The 17,408-nt window shown below is 71.6% G+C and carries 15 protein-coding genes and 1 tRNA gene; 6 read left to right on the top strand and 10 right to left on the bottom strand.

Annotation, left to right across the window (positions count from 1 at the left end):
* Positions 1 to 112: 112 nt before the first annotated feature.
* The 5 genes from ABEG17_RS09315 to ABEG17_RS09335 all read right to left on the bottom strand — a co-directional run bounded on the left by ABEG17_RS09315 (position 113) and on the right by ABEG17_RS09335 (position 4,359).
* Complete coding sequence (locus tag ABEG17_RS09315) at positions 113 to 625, bottom strand: hypothetical protein (protein ID WP_406833009.1); 513 nt, start codon at positions 623 to 625, stop codon at positions 113 to 115.
* A complete protein-coding gene (locus ABEG17_RS09320; RefSeq protein WP_406833169.1) occupies positions 622 to 1,218 on the bottom strand; it encodes an RNA polymerase sigma factor in 597 nt (198 codons plus the stop codon). The genes ABEG17_RS09315 and ABEG17_RS09320 overlap by 4 nt, the downstream gene beginning before the upstream one ends.
* Positions 1,218 to 2,891, bottom strand: coding sequence for a S8/S53 family peptidase (locus tag ABEG17_RS09325; RefSeq protein WP_406833010.1), 1,674 nt, complete (start codon positions 2,889 to 2,891; stop codon positions 1,218 to 1,220). The genes ABEG17_RS09320 and ABEG17_RS09325 overlap by 1 nt, the downstream gene beginning before the upstream one ends.
* A gap of 603 nt (positions 2,892 to 3,494) precedes the next feature.
* Positions 3,495 to 3,827 (bottom strand): protoporphyrinogen oxidase, encoded by a 333-nt coding sequence (locus tag ABEG17_RS09330; RefSeq protein ID WP_406833011.1) that lies wholly within the window; start codon positions 3,825 to 3,827, stop codon positions 3,495 to 3,497.
* 46 nt (positions 3,828 to 3,873) lie between these two features.
* Positions 3,874 to 4,359, bottom strand: a complete 486-nt coding sequence (locus ABEG17_RS09335) for a DUF6328 family protein (RefSeq protein ID WP_406833012.1) — start codon at positions 4,357 to 4,359, stop codon at positions 3,874 to 3,876.
* Between the two features lie 51 nt (positions 4,360 to 4,410).
* Between ABEG17_RS09335 and ABEG17_RS09340 the strand changes: the two genes are divergently transcribed.
* Positions 4,411 to 4,497 (top strand) — tRNA-Ser (locus tag ABEG17_RS09340).
* Positions 4,498 to 4,831: 334 nt separating this feature from the next.
* On the opposite strand, the gene ABEG17_RS09345 is transcribed toward ABEG17_RS09340, so the two are convergent.
* On the bottom strand, positions 4,832 to 6,193 hold the full coding sequence (locus ABEG17_RS09345) for a PLP-dependent aminotransferase family protein (RefSeq protein ID WP_406833013.1): 1,362 nt from the start codon (positions 6,191 to 6,193) through the stop codon (positions 4,832 to 4,834).
* A 60-nt stretch (positions 6,194 to 6,253) separates the two neighbouring features.
* On the opposite strand from ABEG17_RS09345, the gene ABEG17_RS09350 reads away from it, so the two are divergent.
* The 3 genes from ABEG17_RS09350 to ABEG17_RS09360 are packed head-to-tail and all read left to right on the top strand — an operon-like array spanning position 6,254 to position 10,600.
* Positions 6,254 to 7,744: a CoA-acylating methylmalonate-semialdehyde dehydrogenase gene (locus tag ABEG17_RS09350; RefSeq protein ID WP_406833014.1), complete on the top strand. Its 1,491-nt coding sequence runs from the start codon at positions 6,254 to 6,256 to the stop codon at positions 7,742 to 7,744.
* 25 nt (positions 7,745 to 7,769) lie between these two features.
* Positions 7,770 to 9,170: an aspartate aminotransferase family protein gene (locus tag ABEG17_RS09355; protein WP_406833015.1), complete on the top strand. Its 1,401-nt coding sequence runs from the start codon at positions 7,770 to 7,772 to the stop codon at positions 9,168 to 9,170.
* Positions 9,171 to 9,175: 5 nt separating this feature from the next.
* Positions 9,176 to 10,600 (top strand): NAD(P)/FAD-dependent oxidoreductase, encoded by a 1,425-nt coding sequence (locus tag ABEG17_RS09360; RefSeq protein WP_406833016.1) that lies wholly within the window; start codon positions 9,176 to 9,178, stop codon positions 10,598 to 10,600.
* Between the two features lie 47 nt (positions 10,601 to 10,647).
* Here ABEG17_RS09360 and ABEG17_RS09365 read toward each other — a convergent pair whose 3' ends face one another.
* The 3 genes from ABEG17_RS09365 to ABEG17_RS09375 are packed head-to-tail and all read right to left on the bottom strand — an operon-like array spanning position 10,648 to position 13,727.
* A complete protein-coding gene (locus tag ABEG17_RS09365; protein ID WP_406833017.1) occupies positions 10,648 to 11,715 on the bottom strand; it encodes a phosphotransferase family protein in 1,068 nt (355 codons plus the stop codon).
* Positions 11,712 to 12,917 (bottom strand): acyl-CoA dehydrogenase family protein, encoded by a 1,206-nt coding sequence (locus tag ABEG17_RS09370; protein WP_406833018.1) that lies wholly within the window; start codon positions 12,915 to 12,917, stop codon positions 11,712 to 11,714. Before ABEG17_RS09370 ends, ABEG17_RS09365 begins: the two co-directional genes overlap by 4 nt.
* Positions 12,918 to 12,926: 9 nt before the next feature.
* Positions 12,927 to 13,727 carry a hypothetical protein gene (locus ABEG17_RS09375; protein WP_406833019.1) on the bottom strand — a complete coding sequence of 267 codons (801 nt, stop codon included), beginning with the start codon at positions 13,725 to 13,727 and terminating at the stop codon, positions 12,927 to 12,929.
* 119 nt (positions 13,728 to 13,846) lie between these two features.
* On the opposite strand from ABEG17_RS09375, the gene folP reads away from it, so the two are divergent.
* Positions 13,847 to 14,764, top strand: coding sequence for a dihydropteroate synthase (folP, locus tag ABEG17_RS09380; protein ID WP_406833020.1), 918 nt, complete (start codon positions 13,847 to 13,849; stop codon positions 14,762 to 14,764).
* 266 nt (positions 14,765 to 15,030) lie between these two features.
* Positions 15,031 to 15,234 (top strand): cold-shock protein, encoded by a 204-nt coding sequence (locus ABEG17_RS09385; protein WP_056915917.1) that lies wholly within the window; start codon positions 15,031 to 15,033, stop codon positions 15,232 to 15,234.
* Between the two features lie 130 nt (positions 15,235 to 15,364).
* Here the strand turns inward: ABEG17_RS09385 and ABEG17_RS09390 are convergent, their stop codons facing one another.
* Complete coding sequence (locus ABEG17_RS09390) at positions 15,365 to 17,278, bottom strand: penicillin-binding transpeptidase domain-containing protein (RefSeq protein WP_406833021.1); 1,914 nt, start codon at positions 17,276 to 17,278, stop codon at positions 15,365 to 15,367.
* Between the last annotated feature and the right edge of the window lie 130 nt (positions 17,279 to 17,408).

The following is a 17,408-nucleotide window of genomic DNA, read 5'->3' on the forward strand; positions in this document are numbered from 1 at the left end:
AGCGCGTCGACGAGGGCCGCCTCGGCGTCCCGGTAGCGCCCGATGGAGTTGAGGTGGCGCCCCCGCGAGAGCAGCTCCTCGACCTCGGGGTCGACGACCTCGATGGGGTCCCCTAGATCTCGATGGCCGGGGTGATCACCGGACGGCTGTCGGGCAGGTCGATCCGGCGCAGCACCAGGTGGACCAGGCCGCGCTCGACGCCGACGAACGTGAACCGTCCCTCGGTGTCGGTCTGCGTGGTCTGGGTGCGCGACCGCTCCCGCAGCTCGACCGCCGTGGGGCCGTCGCTCACCCAGCCGCTGAGCCGGGAACGCACCCCGTCGACGGACTCGATGGTGACCATGGCGCTCACGGTGTCGGTCGAGAAGGTCACCGTGGCCGCGCGGTCGTAGACGGTGGTCCGGACGCCGACCGCCTCGGCGCTGGTCCGGGTGATCTCGGCGACCTCCGCCTCCAAGGACGCCACCGTCATCGCGAACTTGACCCGTTCGGTGAGGCCCGGTGGCACGGGGTCGCTGGTGGCGAAGATGCTGCCCACGGCGGCCAGGGCCCGTTCGTCCTGTGCGTCGAGCGGCTCCGCGGCCAGGCGCTGGAGTTCGAGTTCGTCGTCGGCGTACCCGGTCATGACGCCACCTCCCAGGCGGGGTCGTTCGTGAGGTCCGCGCGCAGCTTGGCCAGGCAGCGCCCCCGCGTCGGGCCGATGCTGCCGACCGGCATCCCGAGAGCCTCGGCGACGGACTGGTAGTCCGGCCGCTCGGCCTGGGCGACGACACGCAGCAGCTCCTGGCACCGCTGCGACAAGGCCGCGAAGTGTCGCCACAGCACGGTCTGCTCGTGGCCTCGGACCGCCAGCTGCTCCGGCCCGTCGGTCAGCACGGTAGCTCCGTCGAGCAGGTCACCCATCTCCTCGCGGGCGTCCTCGCGCCGGGACCGGCGCGAGACGCTCCACGCCTCGCGCCGAGCGGTCGTGAGAAGCCACTTCAGGACGGCGCGGGGGTCCTCGATCGAGTGCTGGTGCCGTACGAGCGACAGCCAGGTCGTCTGCACGACGTCCTCTGCGGCGGCGCTGCCCAGCCCCTGCGCGCGTGCGGTGTGCCAGAGCAGGGCCGTGGTCGCGTCCACGAGGTCGGCCATCGCCGCTGGGTCGCCGCCGCGGTATGCCGCGAACGCGCGTCCCGTCCGTTCGGCGAGGCTGCCGGTGGTGCCGTCGGCATGCATCACGAGCGACCGCCTTCCAGCACCGAGGCGACGGCACCTGCCGCGGCCTTGACGCGAGCCTGGGTGCCGGCGCCCTTCTCGCCATCATCCCCCTTGCCGCTCGTGCAGGCGAGGAGCTCGGCCGCGACGTCACCGGCGAGGGCCGGGGCGGCGAACGACGTGCCGCTCCACAACCCGAACCCGCCCGAGTAGTCGTCGAGGTCGATCGAGCCGCGAGCCGGGTTGGTCGAGCCGGGGAGGTTGAGCACGCTGCGGATGCTGCCGTCGAACGTCGTCGGCATCGTGCTCACCACGGCCGTGCCGCACCGGTAGGCGGTGACCCACGACCCGGTGTTGGAGTAGACGGAGACGGTGGGACCGGCAGGGTTGAGCCCGCCCGGGTTGCGCGCACCCACGCTGACCAGCGGCACGTCGAACCCCGCACCCGAGGTGAACGCCGCGGGGAAGAACTCGACGTCGCTGGACCCGTTGCCGGCAGCGGCCACGACGGCCACGCCCGTCGAGCTGAGCGCGCGCAGGACCGTCACGAGCGCGCCCTCGTCCTCGAACGTCCCCGGCGTCTCGTGGTAGTAGCCGAGCGACAGGGACAGCACGTCGATCGCCGGGCCGTGTGCGTCGCGGTCGCGCTCGACCAGGAGCTGGCGGGCGTAGAGCAGCTGGAGGGCGTCGATGATGTCGGCCTCGTCGGCGACCCCGTCGCCGTACATGACCGGGATCGCCATGATCGTGGCCTCGGGGCAGTGCTGGCGCACGATGCCCGCGATGAACGTCCCGTGGCCGGCGAGCCGGTCCAGCACGCCGTTCACCCGGTCGACGGTGACGCCGGTGTGCTCGGGGTCATCGGCCGGCGTCCAGACCAGCCCCACCGGCACGCCGTCGACCTCGACGTCCTTGATGACCCCGCGCTCGAACCACGGGTGGGCGCCGATGCCGGTGTCGAGCAGGGCCACGACCGGTCCGTCGACGCGGTCCTCGCCGGAGCCCTCACCCGTGCCCTTGCCCCAACCCTCGGCTGGGCCCGGGAGGCACGGGTCCGGTGCCGCCCAGGTGACCGGGGACCGTCCAGACGGTCCGCCTCCGGGCAGCCCTGTGAGGCCCACGCCGTCGCCGTACCCGACCCCGTCGCCATACCCGACGCCGTCCCCGTAACCCACTCCGTCGCCGTAGCCGACCCCGTCGCCGTAACCCACGCCGTCGCCGTACCCGCTCCCCACCATGACGTGGCTGAGCTCGACGGCGGACGCCAGGCGTGGGTGGGCGCTGCGGAAGTCCTGGAGGATCTGCCACGCGTCCGGGGGCTCGACGGACTTCCCTTTCACCGGCGTGATGAGCACGCTCGTGGTCCCGACCCGGTCCAGCTCGTCGGCCAGCTCTAGGCGGCCGAACACCTCACCCAGCCCCGTCTCACGGCGCTCCTGCACGGTGTAGCGGCCCTTGAGCTGCTCGCGCAGGGCGCTGACCGGTCCCTCGGCCCGGCCCTGGAGGAGGCCGCGGACCAGGAGGGTGTCGCCGACGTAGACCGTGGGGCGCGGCGCGGGCTGGTCGCCGAGCCGCTTGCACGTGGCCGGGTCGAGGGCCCGGGCCCCGAGGCGTCGAACAGCGCTGCCGGGCACCGCCAGGTGGGGGACGCGGCGGCCCGGTCCCCTGCTCGGTGTGGGGGTCACGTGTGCCATGGGCTCTCCTGAGGGCGGTGCTGACCCTGGGTGCGCCGATCGGGCGTGCCCGGGGTCAGCGTAGTGAGGCGGGTGCCTCACAGACAGGAGTTCGCGTGGTTCTCCCTGATACCTCGGGGCGACGTGCGAGTCCGGGGTCGACCGCTGCCGACGAAGGTCGTCCGACCTCGGCCGAGAAAGTCTCAGGGTCGGTGTATCAGGAGCCGGGGTCGGTGCTCTTGTCCGGTGTCGGGCTCGAGCGGGGATGACGGACCGGGCCCAACGAGAGGAGACCTCATGTCATGTCGGAAGGGCGCACGCCGACGGCGCCGTGCCGGTGTGGCTGAGGCGCTGGCCAACAGGGGGTGCCAGCGTGGTGACCGGCGGTGCGAGCGATTGCGCTGCGGGTCTGCCCTCAAGGGCACGTCACCGGGTCGGTCCGCTGGGAGCAGGTGCTGGTCAGGGGTTTCCGGCACACGTGCGACGCGGGCCGCCCGGTGGCGACCGTGAAGAACAGGGGCTGAGCTGCACGGGGGTGCGCACGAGAGCCCGCGGCACGCATACCGATCCGGTATGGCGCGCCGCGGGCTCTCGTGCGTCTCCGTCTGTTCTGACGGGTGCAGGTCAGGGGAGCTTGTCGCCCCCGGGGCCGAAGCCCGACGTGTCGGCGTGCAGCTTGCCGTCGGTGCCGCGGTGCAGGGTCTCGGGGAGGTCCTCTCCCGTGAGTCGCTCCTTGGCGCTGGCGCCGGCCGTCTTGGCGGCGTCGCCGAGCTTGGCGCCGAGGACGGGGGCCTGCTCCTTGACGGCATCCTTGACGGTCTCGACGCGGGTCTGGACCGGGTCGCTCGCCCAGACCTGGCTCGCGCGTCCGCGGATCTGCTCGTAGCGCTTCTGCCCCGCCTTGGCGCCGAGGACGTAACCGGCGGCGACGCCGGCGATGAAGGTCAGCTTGCCCATGGTGAATCCTTTGTTCGGTGTGGTTCGACACTAACAAGTGCCCTGCTCAGGGGCCTGTCGAGCGGTTCAGGCGACGGCTCAGGCCCAGCGGGAAGACCAGCCAGGCGGCGAGGAACAGGACGGCTCCGAGGGTTGCCGCGACGATGCCGGCCGGCTGGCCCAGCACGAGGGAGAAGGTGAACGCCATGACGCTGACCACGGCTCCGGCCAGGGCGGCCAGGCCCAGGACGGCGACGCGGTGGGCGACGTGGACCAGCGTCCCCTTGCGCTGCTGACGGAACAGCCACCGGTGCATCGCCACCGGGGTGATGAGCAGGCAGGTGGCCAGGATGCTCGTGCTGATGGCCACGACGTAGGCGGTGCGTTCGAAGCCGCTGATGCGACCGAAGGCCGGCTGGATGGGCAGGGTCAACAGGAAGCCGGTGAGGATCTGGACGCCGGTCTGGGTGACCCGCAGCTCCTGGAGCAGCTCGTCCCAGTTGCGGTCGAGGCGCTCGGCCTCGGATTCGCCCTCGCGTTGGTAGCCGTCCATGACGTGACGATACCGTTGGCCCCGGTCCGGCGAAGGTCTGTCGCCAGGCCAGGAGGGCTCGCATAGTGGCCTAGTGCGGCGGTCTTGAAAACCGCTATGGCGGCAACGTCATCGTGGGTTCGAATCCCACGCCCTCCGCCCGCCCAGCTCTGCTCCTTGTCCCGCAGCACCTGGTCCCCGTCCTGCAGCAACGTCTGCTAGCAGGGGTTGCTGCCGCGGAGGTAAGGAGCAACCTGTGCCTGGGGCAGCAACCTGTGCTGGGTCGCGGCTGTGGTGTGCGGCGGATGCGGGAGATGAGCAAGCGAGCGTAGGAAAGCCCGCACATCGGTACGCGCATTGCACGATCCTGTCCCGGACGGGCCGCCCCTAGCGTTGGGCGCGACCCCGCAAGGGGAAATGCGCGTCCGCTCTAGGGCGGCGGGCCGGAGGTCGGGCAACCCTGCAGCCCGGCCTTCGTGCCGTCCGGGGCAGGTCAGCGGGCGCGGCCGTTCCAGCCCCCGGTGTGGGCGGCGTCGGCCAGCGAGTCGGCCAGGGCGTCGAGGGCAGACGCGTCGTCCTGGGCCAGGCCGACGGTGACGCGGACGTGGCCGCCCTCGCCCGCCGGGCCGATCCGGAACGGCGTTCCCGGCGCGACCCCGATCCCCTGGCTGGCCAGGCGCACCACCGCAGCGGTCTCGTCCTGCACCGGCACCCAGATGTTGATCCCCTCGGTGCCACCGACCTCGACGCCCCGCTCGTGCAGGCGGCCGACGACGTGGGCCCGTCGCGCGGCATACCTGCGGGCAGCGGCCTGGACCGCGGCCGTGGCGACGTCGTCGGTGAGCAGCCCGAGCAGCACCTGCTGCAGCAACCGGCTGGACCAGCCCTGCCCCAGCTGGCGACGACCGTTGACAGCATTGAGGATCGGCGCGGGCGCGGTGAGGGCGGCGAGGCGCAGGTCGGGCCCGTGCGACTTCGAGAACGAGCGGATGTGCACGGTCTGGTCGGGGCGCCACTGACCGAGGCTGACGAGCGGGGACGGCGACAGCCCGGCAGCGGAGTCGTCCTCGACGACGATCGTCGCGCGTCCCTCGAGCAGGTCGGCGATCCGGGCAGCGCGTCGCGTGCTCATGGTCACGCCGGTGGGGTTCTGGGCGCGCGGCTGCAGGAAGACCGCCGCCACGGGCTCGCCGAGCGCGGCCTCGAGGGCGACCGGCTCGAGACCCTCCTCATCGACGGCGACCCCGACGAGCTGCACCCCCACGGACTCGAGCAGGTCCACCAGCGGCGGGAACCCCGGGTCCTCCACGACCACCCGGTCGCCGAAGCGCAGCTGGGTCCGCACGAACAGGTCCATGGCATCCATGGCCCCGTCCACGACAGCGACCTCGTGGGCCTCGAACGGCCAGTCGGCGAGCAGTGTCGCGGCGAGGTCGGGCAGCACCGGGTCGTCGAGGTAGCTGCCGGTGGTCGGTGCCGTCCGCAGCCCGGCCAGGGCCCGGTCGAGGTCGGGCAGCAGCGCGGGGTCGGGAACGCCGGTGGACAGGTCGTGCTCGAACGTCGAGGGCCGGTCGAGCGCAGCGCGGTAGCGAACCGTGCCGCCGGCGCGATGGTCCAGCACCCTCGTTCCGCGTCGCCCGTCGGTGGCCACGGTGCCTGATCGTGCAAGCAGGGCCCACGCGGCGCTCACGGTGGTGGGCGACAGGGCGAGCTCCGCCGCGACGGCGCGGATCGGGGGGAGCCGGTCGCCCGCGACGAGCACTCCGTCGCGGATGGTCGCGGACACGGCGTGGGCCAAACCCTTGGCCGAAGGGGAGTCGAGGCGCTCCTCGAGGGCCCTGAGGGTCGCGGTCATGTTTGCACCATAGCAATACTTCTATTGTGCTACTAGTGAGTGGATCGTATGGTGTGACCCATGACGACGCGCATCTCCCACTGGATCGACGGCCAGCCCACCGAGGGCACCTCCGGACGCACCTCACCGGTCTACAACCCGGCCACGGGTGCGGTCACCGGCGAGGTCGACCTGGCCTCGGTCGAGGAGCTCGACGCCGCGGTGGCCAGTGCTGCCGCGGCTGCCAAGGAGTGGCGGACCGCCTCCCTGTCGCACCGCAGCGCCGTGCTGTTCGCCTTCCGCGAGCTGCTGCACGCCCGCACGCCCGAGCTCGCGGCGATCATCACCTCCGAGCACGGCAAGGTGCTGTCCGACGCCGCCGGGGAGATCGCCCGGGGCCTGGAGAACGTCGAGTTCGCGACCGGCGTCCCCAACCTGCTCAAGGGTGGCTTCAGCGAGCAGGCCGCCACGGGCGTCGACGTCTACAACATCCGCCAGCCGCTCGGCGTCGTCGCCGGCGTCACGCCGTTCAACTTCCCCGCGATGGTGCCGCTCTGGATGTGCGCCAACGCCATCGCGTGCGGCAACGCCTTCCTCCTCAAGCCCTCGGAGAAGGACCCGTCCGCGGCGCTCTTCCTCGCCCAGCTGTGGAAGGAGGCCGGTCTGCCCGACGGCATCTTCACCGTCGTCCACGGCGACAAGGTCGCCGTCGACGCGATCCTCGACCACCCCGGCATCGCTGCGGTGAGCTTCGTCGGCTCGACCCCGACCGCCAAGTACATCTACGAGCGCGGCACGGCGAACGGCAAGCGCGTCCAGGCCCTCGGCGGCGCGAAGAACCACGCCCTCGTCCTGCCCGACGCCGACGTGGACATGGCCGCCGACTCGGTGGTGTCCGCGGCATACGGCTCCGCGGGTGAGCGCTGCATGGCGCTGTCCGTCGCGGTCGCCGTGGGCGATGTCGCGCAGCCGCTCGTCGACGCGATCGCCGCCCGCCTGCCCAAGCTCACCGTCGGCAACGGCACCGATCCCGACACCGACATGGGCCCGCTCATCACCGCCGAGCACCGCGACAAGGTCAAGGGCTACGTCGGCGCGGGCCAAGAGGCCGGGGCCACGGTCGTCGTCGACGGCCGCGAGGGTGACCTGCCGAGCGACGGGTTCTTCCTCGGCACCACCCTCCTCGACCACGTCACCCCGGAGATGACCGTCTACACCGACGAGATCTTCGGCCCGGTCCTGTCGGTCGTCCGCGTGGACACCTACGAGGAGGGCCTGGAGCTCATCAACTCCAACCAGTACGCCAACGGCACCGCGATCTTCACCCGCGACGGTGGGGCCGCACGCAAGTTCCAGTTCGACGTGGAGGTCGGCATGGTCGGCATCAACGTCCCGATCCCGGTCCCGGTCGCCTACTACTCCTTCGGCGGCTGGAAGGACTCGCTGTTCGGCGACACCCACATGTACGGGCCCGAGGGCATCAACTTCTACACCCGCGGCAAGGTCGTCACGCAGCGCTGGCCCGACCCGGCCACGTCCAGCGTCGACCTCGGCTTCCCGCGCACCCGCTGATCCCCGCCGCCGGAGAGAGACACCCATGACCGACACCACCGTCCAGCCGACCCTCGCCACCGACGTGCTCGACGGCGTCACCGGCGCCACCGAGGAGCAGGTCCGCCGCGACGACCGTGGGCACGTGTTCCACTCGTGGTCGGCGCAGGGGCTCATCGACCCGCTGCCGATCGCCTCGGCCCTGGGGTCGTACTTCACCGACTACTCCGGCAAGCGCTACCTCGACTTCTCCAGCCAGCTGGTCAACGTCAACATCGGCTACCAGCACCCCAAGCTCGTCGCAGCGATCCAGGAGCAGGCCGGTCGCCTCACGACGATCAGCCCGGCCTTCGCCAACGACGCCCGCTCCGAGGCCGCCCGCCTCATCACCGAGCTCGCGCCGGGCGACCTCAACCGGGTGTTCTTCACCAATGGCGGCGCGGAGGCCAACGAGAACGCCCTGCGCATGGCGCGCCTGCACACCGGGCGCCACAAGGTGCTCGCCGCCTATCGCAGCTACCACGGTGCCACCGCGGGATCCATTGCCATGACCGGTGATCCGCGCCGGTGGTCCTCCGAGCCCGGTATGCCGGGTGTGGTCCGTTACTGGGGGCCCTACCCCTACCGCTCGGCCTTCCACTCCACCACCGAGCAGGAGGAGGGGGAGCGCGCTCTGCAGCACCTGCGCGACATCCTCGCGGTCGAGGGCGCCCACACCGTCGCCGCGATCATCCTCGAGTCGGTCGTCGGCACCAACGGCATCCTCGTCCCGCCGCCGGGCTACCTCCAGGGCGTGCGCGACCTCTGCGACGAGTTCGGCATCGTCATGATCGCCGACGAGGTGATGTCCGGATTCGCCCGCTGCGGTGAGTGGTTCGCCGTGGACCACTGGGGTGTGGCCCCCGACCTCATCACCTTCGCCAAGGGCGTCAACAGCGGTTACGTCCCGCTCGGCGGCGTCATCATCTCCGAGCGCGTCGCGACGTCGTTCGACAGCAAGCCCTTCCCCGGTGGGCTCACCTACTCCGGCCACCCGTTGGCCTGCGCCTCGGCCGTCGCCTCCATCAACATCTTCAAGGAGGAGGGCATCGTCGAGCACGCCCGATCCCTGGGTGCGGACGTCATCGGCCCGGGGCTGCGCGAGCTCGCCGAGCGCCACCCGAGCATCGGTGAGGTCCGCGGACTCGGCGCGTTCTGGGCCCTCGAGCTCGTGCGCGACCGCCAGACCCGCGAGCCGCTCGTGCCGTTCAACGCCGGCGGTGCGGATGCGAAGGCGATGAACGACTTCGCGGCTGCCTGCAAGGAGCGTGGCCTCTGGCCGTTCACGCACTTCAACCGGACCCACGTCGTGCCCCCGTGCACGACCACGGCGGACGAGGTGCGCGAAGGCCTGGCCATCCTCGACGAGGCGCTCGAGGTGGCGGACCGCCACTACACCGGCAGCTGAGGGACATGGCGCCGTTGTCCCCGTTGACGGGTGGCTCGGCGGGGACGCTGAGCGGTCCTGCCGCCCACGCCCTCGCCGACGCCGCACCGTCGGTGTTCTGGCTGGACCGGGCGGACCGTCCGGCGCCACGGACGTCGCTCGACGCGGACGCCACCGCCGACCTCGTCGTCGTCGGTGGTGGCTACACCGGCCTGTGGACCGCGCTGCTCGCCAAGGAGGCGAACCCCGGTCGGGACGTCGTGCTCCTCGAAGCCGGCCGGATCGGCTGGGCCGCCTCGGGCCGCAACGGTGGGTTCTGCTCGGCGAGCCTCACCCACGGCGAGTCCAACGGTCGCGAACGCTGGCCCGCGGAGTACGAGCAGCTGCACCAGCTCGGCCTCGCGAACCTCGACGCGATCCAGGCGACCGTGCAGCGCCACGACATCGGGTGCGACTTCCAGCGCACCGGTGAGCTCACGGTCGCCACGGCGCCCCATCAGGTCGACTGGCTGCGCGAGGACGTCGGCACGGGCACCTTCCTCGACCGGGACGCCATGCGCGCCGAGCTCGACTCGCCCACCTACCTCGCTGGGGTCCACACCCCCGACGAGACCGCCATGGTCGACCCGGCCCGGCTGGTCTGGGGCCTGGCCGAGGCGGCGGAGTCACTGGGCGTCCGCATCGTCGAACGAACCAAGGTGACCGGCCTGGAGCGGGACGGCGCCGGTATGCGGGTGCACACCGAGCGCGGTCACGACGTGCGGGCGGCGCGGGTTGCCTTGGGTACCAACGCGTTCCCGTCGCTCCTGCGCCGGACCCGCCTTCACACCGTGCCGGTCTACGACTACGTGCTCATGACCGAGCCGCTCTCGGACCAGCAGCTCGCGTCGATCGGCTGGCACACCCGTGCGGGCGTCGGCGACATGGCCAACCAGTTCCACTACTACCGGCTCACGGACGACAACCGGATCCTCTGGGGTGGCTACGACGCGATCTACCACCTGGGCCGCCGGGTGCGCCCGACGAAGGACCAGCGTCCGCAGACGTTCGAGCGGCTGGCCACGCACTTCTTCGAGACGTTCCCCCAGCTCGAGGGCCTGCGGTTCAGCCACCGCTGGGGAGGGGCGATCGACACCTGCACCCGGTTCTGCGCGTTCTACGGCTCGGCCCACGACGGTCGCGTCGCCTACGCCCTGGGCTACACCGGTCTCGGTGTCGGGGCGTCGCGGTTCGGCGCCGCCGTCACCCTGGACCTGCTCGATGGCGCCGACACCGAGCGCACCCGACTGCAGATGGTGCGCGAGAAGCCCTTGCCGTTCCCACCGGAACCCTTCGCCTACGCCGGGATCCAGCTGACCCGCTGGGCCCTGGCCCGCGCCGACCAGAACGACGGGCGCCGCAACGCCTGGCTCCGGACCCTCGACCACCTGGGCCTCGGCTTCGACTCCTAGGGCGTCGACCCTCGGGACTCGAGGCAGGCCGGAGAGCCGCCTGTCAGCTAGAGACGGGACAGGGCGCGTTCGACGAGAAGTGGCACGGAGTGACCGACGCGGTTGTAGCCCTCACCCATCGAGCGCCCGGCCAGGTAGCGCGCGTGCACCCCTTCGAGGATCACGGCCAGGCGGAAGTCGGTGAAGGCGCGGTAGTAGTCCAGGGCGGACACGTCGCGGCCGGTCACCGCGGCATACCGCTCGGCGATCTCGTCGGTCGTCGGGAACCCCTCGTGCGCGGTGAGCCCGGCGGCGACGGGAACGGCGCTGCCGTCCTCACCGGGGCCGGAGTAGTAGGTGAGCCAGGTCGCGAGGTCGGCGAGCGGGTCACCGAGCGTGCTGAGCTCCCAGTCGACGACCGCCGCGACCTCGGGTCGACCACGGTCGTGGCTCACGAGGGTGTTGTCGAGGCGGTAGTCACCGTGGACCAGCGTGACCTCACCGCCGATGGGGCGCTGGGCGTCCAGGGCCCGGATCAGGTCGTCCATCGCCGGGAGGTCGCGGGTGCGGCTGGCCTCCCACTGCCCGCTCCACCGCCGGACCTGGCGTTCGAGGTAGCCGTCCGGCTTGCCGAAGTCGCGCAGGCCGGTGCGGTCCAGGTCTACGGCGTGGATGGCGGCGAGCACGTCGACCAGCGAGTCCGACAGCTGGTCACGGTGGGCCACGGCGAGCTCGGTGGTCTGCGCCGGGTCGCGGTAGACGGTGCCCTCGACGAGTGCCATGACGTAGAACGGGGCTCCGACGACGTCGGCGTCCGAGGTCGTGGCGAGCACCTGCGGCACGGGGACGTCGGTGGGCCAGAGCGCGGTCAGCACCCGCGACTCCCGGCCCATGTCGTGGGCGCTCGGCAGCAGCTTGCCCAGTGGTGGTCGGCGCACGATCACCGTCGCCGTCGGGCTGGTGACGCGGTAGGTGATGTTGGAGAGGCCGCCCGAGATCACCTCGGCGGTCCAGTCCGGTCCGAGCTCGGGCACGGCCTCGGCGGCCCATGCGGTGAAGCTCGCGCGCGGCAGCCCGCGGACCTCCTCCCGCTCGTGACCGCTCGCCGAACCCGGTATGGCGTCCGCCGGGCTCACGCGCGGTCCTCACGGCCGGCCGTGCGTGCGGCGGCCCTGCGGGCCGCGCGCTTGGCGATCGACATCTTGTGCACCTCGGTGGCGCCGTCGTAGATGCGGAAGGACCTGATGTCGCGGTAGATCCGGCCGAGGACGAGCTCCTCCGAGGTGCCCATGCCACCGGCCAGCTGGACCGAGCGGTCGACGACGCGGCAGGCCGCCTCGCTCGCGAAGACCTTGGTGCGCGAGGACTGCTCGCTGCTGCGCTGGCCCTCGGCGATCGCCCACGACGCGTGCCAGATCATCGAGCGTGCGGCGTCGAGGTCGATCTCGTTCTCGGCGATCAGGGCCTGAGCCATGCCGAGGTCGGAGAGCGTGGTGCCGAAGAGCTCTCGTCCGACAGCACGCTCCACGGCGATGTCTTGGGCGCGCCGGGCGGCGCCGAGCCAGCGCATGCAGTGGGTCAGGCGCGCGGGGGCGAGGCGGACCTGCGCACTCTGGAAGCCCTTGCCCACCTCTCCGAGGACGTGGTCGTCAGGCACGAAGCAGTCGCGCAGCGCGACCCGGCAGTGTCCGCCGACGCCGGTCGCGTCGATGGTGTTGAGGTGCTCGCCCACGACGAACCCCGGGTTGTCCGCGTCGACGAGGAACATCGTCGCGCCGTCGGGGGCGTCATCCCCCTCGTTGAGGGCCATGACGATCGAGAACGCGGCACCGTCGGCTCCGGTGATGAGCCACTTGTCGCCGTTGAGCAGCCAGCCACCCTGGGTACGGCGGGCGCGGGTCTTCAGTGCCGACGGGTCGGACCCGGCGCCGGGCGGCGGCTCGGTCATCGAGAAGCATGAGCGCACCTCGCCGGCGACGAGGGGCTCGAGGTACTTCTCCTTCTGCATCGTCGACCCGGTCATGTGGAGCAGGTGGATGTTGCCCTCGTCGGGGGCCGCGCAGTTGAGGGCGAGCGGCCCGAGCAGCGAGTAGCCCGCCTCCTCGAGCAGCACGGCCGACTCGTCGAACCGGAAGCCGCCCCCGCCGAACTCCTTGGGCGCCTGGGGTGCGAAGACCCCGGCGGCCTTGGCCTTCGCCTGGAGCTCGACACGCAGGGCGTCGGTCATCCCCTCGGCGAACACCTGCTGCTCGAGCGGCACGACCTCGGTCGCGACGAACTCCTCGACCCGTCGGCGCTGCTGCTCGACGGCTGGGCTCATGCTGAAGTCAAAGGCCACGTCCCGACCCTACCCAGCGACGCCGCTCCCTGACCCCGAACGGTGCTCGGCAGCATCGAGGTACTCCTCGAGCGCCTCGGCCACGACAGCCTCGCGCGTCGTACCCCGGGAGGTGGCGTATGCGGTGAGACGAGCCTCGAGCGACGCCGGCAGCTCCGGGGGAGCCTCCGACGGGTGGAGCTCGCCTCGGCGTGTCCCGGTCGGCGGCGTCGCCGCTCGGGTGGTGCCCGCGCCGAACCTCACCACCGCGGGCAGCACCACCGTGCCCAGCACGTCCAGGATCGCGACCACGCCCAGGACCCGGAAGTAGCCGCTGCCCTTCGGCTCGTAGCCGAGGATCGGCACGCACACCATCACCGCCAGAACCGCGGCCATGGCCAGGGTGCCGAAGAGCATCCGGGTGACCCATCGGCGCGCGGAGTCGGCGACGGCCAGGAGCAGGCTCGCCTGGGCCAGCGTGGCGGCGACGACCGCGCCCACCCCGAACGTGCGGCCGAGGCCCTCGCTCGGCCCGCGTTCGAGGTCCACGCCCCAGATGATGAAGAGGCCGCACGCCAACGGCACGAGCACGCTGATCCCGCCGGCCACCCCCACCGGTTGGGAGCGCCGGCCGGCGGTCGAGAGGTAGCTGAGGACGGCGATGCTCGCGACCCCTACGAGCAGGGTGGTGAGCAGGACCCGGCGTTCGGTGGGTCCGAACCCGCCGCCGGTGAGCAGGGCGACGATGCCCATGAACGCTGCGAGTGAGAACGAGCCGATGGTCGTGCGGACGATCCAGCGGCGGAGGGGGAGGTGCCTGGTGCCGGCCATGCCCCAGCCTTCCACCGGGACGCGTGGCGGACCCGGGTCTGCGGTCCCTTGCCGGTGAGGGTGCAGCGGCGTAGAAGGGGTGCCGGGCTGGGCGGGTCGACCGGTGCGAGGATGACGCCGTGACGACCCCGCAGCCGCAGCCGATCGACCTCCCGCGCACCCCGCCCCTGGTGCTGCGCGACCGGACCTTCGACGCCTCGAGGCCCGCGGTGATGGCGATCATCAACCGCACGCGCGACTCGTTCTTCGTGGGCAACCGCCATGCCGACCTCGACTCGGCGAAACGGGCCCTCGACGACGCGGTGGATGCCGGCGCCGACATCGTCGACGTCGGCGGGGTGCGGGCCGGGCAGCAGGGCGAGCACGTCTCGGCCGCGGAGGAGGTCGAACGGGTCGCACCGTTTCTCGAGCACGCCCGCGGGGCATACCCCGACCTCGTCCTCAGCCTCGACACCTGGCGCAGCGAGGTGGCCCGGGAGGGTGGCCGGCACGGCATCGACCTCGTCAACGACACGTGGTCAGGTCACGACCCCGAGCTCGTCGGGGTCGCGGCGCAGATCGGGGCCGGCGTCGTGTGCTCGCACACGGGTGGCCTGCCACCTCGGACCGATCCGGTGCGCGTGACCTACGGACCCGACGAGCTCGACGTGGTCCGGGACGTCCTGCGCACGCTGGCTGCCGGCGCCCGGGAGGCCCTGGAGGCCGGGATCCCGGCCGAGCGGATCCTCGTCGACCCGACCCTGGACTTCGGCAAGACCACGGCCCACTCGCTCGTCCTCCTGCGGCACACGGCCGACCTTGCCCAGCTGGGCTTCCCCATCCTGCAGGCGTTGTCCCGCAAGGACTTCGTGGGGGAGTCCTTGGGACTGGAGGCCGACGACCGGCTCGAGGGGACGCTCGCCGCGACCGCCGTCGCGGCGTGGTTGGGCGCCACGGTGTTCCGGGCGCACGACGTCCGGGCCACGCGACGGGTCGTCGACATGGTCGCGACCATCCGCGGGGACCGGCCGCCGGTGCGTGCCGTACGCGGCGTCTGAGCCCCGAGGGAGCTTCCCCCAGCCCCTGGATCCCTGTTGATAATTTGACTCCAGTTGGTCTCCACGTTTCGGATCCTGCGTGCTAGCGTCTGTCGCGGTTGCATCAAGCAGTTCCTCGCAAAGGTCGACGAAGTGCCCGCCCTAGCACCATCAGAGCGGGCTTTTCTCATCTGAGGCGGGCATGTCTCGTCGGTGGGGTTGTGTACGGCAGCCTGGTGTTTCGCAAAGTGCGTGGCACCAATGGCTACGAAGGAAAGAGTTACCCCATGGCACAGGGAACCGTTAAGTGGTTCAACGCTGAAAAGGGCTTCGGCTTCATCGCCCAGGACGGCGGCGGCCCGGACGTGTTCGTCCACTACTCGGCGATCGACTCCTCGGGCTACCGCTCGCTGGACGAGGCGCAGCGCGTGGAGTTCGAGGTCACCCAGGGACCCAAGGGCCCCCAGGCTGACGCCGTTCGCCCGATCTGATCCGAGGACTGCTCAACCACAGTCTTCAGCGAGGCCCCCACCGGATCCCGGTTGGGGGCCTCGTTCTGTCGCAACGGCGCCCGCGACACTGGAGCGAGCTCGATGGGGAGGCCTCGAGCTGCCCGACCGGCTACTTCGCCAGCGCCGTGAGGAAGTCCTTGACGACCGGCGCCGCGACGGTGCCGCCGCTCTTGCCCTTCTCGACCAGCGCCGCGAAGGCCACCCCGTCCTGGTAGCCGACGAACCACGCGTGCGTCTCCGGCGGGTTCTTCGAACCGAACTCGGCGGTCCCCGACTTGCCGCGGACCGCGCCACCGGGGGCGTCGCGCAGGACGGTGCCGGTGCCGTCGGTGACGACCTTTCTCATCAGGTCGCGCAGCTGCCCGACGACCTTCGAGTCCAGCGGCTTCGGCGTGCGGTCCGCGCCCGGTGCGGCGGGGTCCGTGACGAGCGCCGGAGGTATGGCGCTGCCTCGCGCCACGGACGCGACCATCGTCGCGAGGGCGAGGGGGGAGGTGAGGTTGCGACCCTGACCGATCATCGCCGACGCCTTGTCGGTCTTGCCGTTGTTGGCCGGGACGCTGGCGTCGAACGCGTTGCCGACACCGAGCGTCCTGGCCCAGCCGGTGAGGCCGAGGGCCTGCGCCGCCTTGGCCAGGTCGCTGTCACCCAGGTCGCTCGAGAGCTTGACGAACGCGGTGTTGCAGGAGTGCGCGAAGTCGGTCGCGAAGTCCGGTGTGCCCAGCTCCTCGCCCTCGTAGTTCTTGTAGGAACGCCCGTCGACGGTGATCGACTTGGGGCAGTCGACCGATGTCGTCGGGGTGACCTTGCCGCCGGTGAGCAGCGCGTAGGTGCTGGCGATCTTGAACGCCGAGCCGGGCGGGTACTGACCGGTGAGGGCGCGGTCGAACCCGAGGGCCGGCGAGTTCGCCGAGGCGAGCACGTCGCCGGTCGCCACGTCGACCGCGACCAGGGCCGAAGGCACGTCGCCGGTCCGGGCGATGGCGGACTCGGCGGCCGTCTGGACGGTGGGGGCCAGCGTGGTCTTCACGTCGGTGCCGTCGACCGCCTCCTTGGTGAACAACGGGGTGTCCGGCGTGGCGCTCGAGGTCACCGTGACCCCCGGCGTGCCGGCGAGCTGGGCGTCGTAGCGACCCTGGAGGCCGCTGAGTCCGGCGTAGTCGCCTGCGACGTAACGGCCCTCGCTCTTGGCGACGAGCTCGGAGCTCACCGCGCCATACGAACCGAGAAGTGGTTGGGCGAAGGTGCGGCTCCGGGCGAGCGGCTGCTCGCGCACGGGGTAGATGACGCCCTTGAGCCCGTCCAGGGCGGCCTTGCGGTCCTGGAAGTCGGTCTCGCGGTAGGTGATGACGGCGATCGGCGCCTTGCTGCCGGCCTTGGTGGCCGCCTCGAGCTTGGCGACCAGGGAGCCGGCCGGCTCGTCGACGACCTTCTCCAAGGCCTTGACCGTCGAGACCGTGGCGCGACTCGGGTCGATCTGCACCGGGTAGACCTTGCCGATGGGCATCAAGGGCTTGCCGTCGCGGTCGAGCAGGTCACCCCGCCGGCCCCACGTGCGGGTGGCCTTGAGGGTGTCGGTGGCCTTGAGTCCCGGGTGCCACAGCGACCCGGTCGCGGGCGGCACGACCGCCCATTCCTGGCCTGCTCGTCGGACGGTGACAGGCGCGTCGTACGACCACTTCACGTCACCGCCCAGGGTCCAGGTGACCTTCAGGGTCGAGGTCGCGCGATCGCCGTTGCGGGCGACGGGACCGGGCTCGACGGTGACCGGTCCGCTGCCGAGACCCCTGGTGGCCGTGGTGAACCCGTCCTGCACGGTCTGCGCCTGGGTGCCCGCAAAGGTGGCGCCCGCCTTGGTGAAGGACCGCTGCGACCAGCCCCTCGCGAAGGCGGTCACCGCTGCCCGGGACTGGTCGTCCACCTCCTTCTCGACCGTCGTGTGACGCCACCACAGGCCACCGCCGACCAGGGCCACCACCACGGCCGCAGCTGTCAGGGCCCCCACCAGTGCTCGCTTGCTCATGAGCCCATCCAACCCCACCCGGCTGGAAGGGCATGTCCAATTTGTTCCGAGGGGCAACCTGACGGGCGCGTCGGACGTCGGTGTAGAGAGCGACGTGAGGCCGGATCCTCAGGTCGCGCCCTTACACTCG

Source organism: Pedococcus sp. KACC 23699, assembly GCF_045348425.1.
In the GTDB taxonomy this organism is placed as follows: domain Bacteria; phylum Actinomycetota; class Actinomycetes; order Actinomycetales; family Dermatophilaceae; genus Pedococcus.

Coding starts and splice junctions, on each gene's coding strand:
- ABEG17_RS09315 (WP_406833009.1), bottom strand. CDS start 625: ATGACCGGGTACGCCGACGACGAACTCGAACTCCAGCGCCTGGCCGCG.
- ABEG17_RS09320 (WP_406833169.1), bottom strand. CDS start 1,218: ATGCATGCCGACGGCACCACCGGCAGCCTCGCCGAACGGACGGGACGC.
- ABEG17_RS09325 (WP_406833010.1), bottom strand. CDS start 2,891: ATGGCACACGTGACCCCCACACCGAGCAGGGGACCGGGCCGCCGCGTC.
- ABEG17_RS09330 (WP_406833011.1), bottom strand. CDS start 3,827: ATGGGCAAGCTGACCTTCATCGCCGGCGTCGCCGCCGGTTACGTCCTC.
- ABEG17_RS09335 (WP_406833012.1), bottom strand. CDS start 4,359: ATGGACGGCTACCAACGCGAGGGCGAATCCGAGGCCGAGCGCCTCGAC.
- ABEG17_RS09345 (WP_406833013.1), bottom strand. CDS start 6,193: ATGACCGCGACCCTCAGGGCCCTCGAGGAGCGCCTCGACTCCCCTTCG.
- ABEG17_RS09350 (WP_406833014.1), top strand. CDS start 6,254: ATGACGACGCGCATCTCCCACTGGATCGACGGCCAGCCCACCGAGGGC.
- ABEG17_RS09355 (WP_406833015.1), top strand. CDS start 7,770: ATGACCGACACCACCGTCCAGCCGACCCTCGCCACCGACGTGCTCGAC.
- ABEG17_RS09360 (WP_406833016.1), top strand. CDS start 9,176: ATGGCGCCGTTGTCCCCGTTGACGGGTGGCTCGGCGGGGACGCTGAGC.
- ABEG17_RS09375 (WP_406833019.1), bottom strand. CDS start 13,727: ATGGCCGGCACCAGGCACCTCCCCCTCCGCCGCTGGATCGTCCGCACG.
- ABEG17_RS09385 (WP_056915917.1), top strand. CDS start 15,031: ATGGCACAGGGAACCGTTAAGTGGTTCAACGCTGAAAAGGGCTTCGGC.
- ABEG17_RS09390 (WP_406833021.1), bottom strand. CDS start 17,278: ATGAGCAAGCGAGCACTGGTGGGGGCCCTGACAGCTGCGGCCGTGGTG.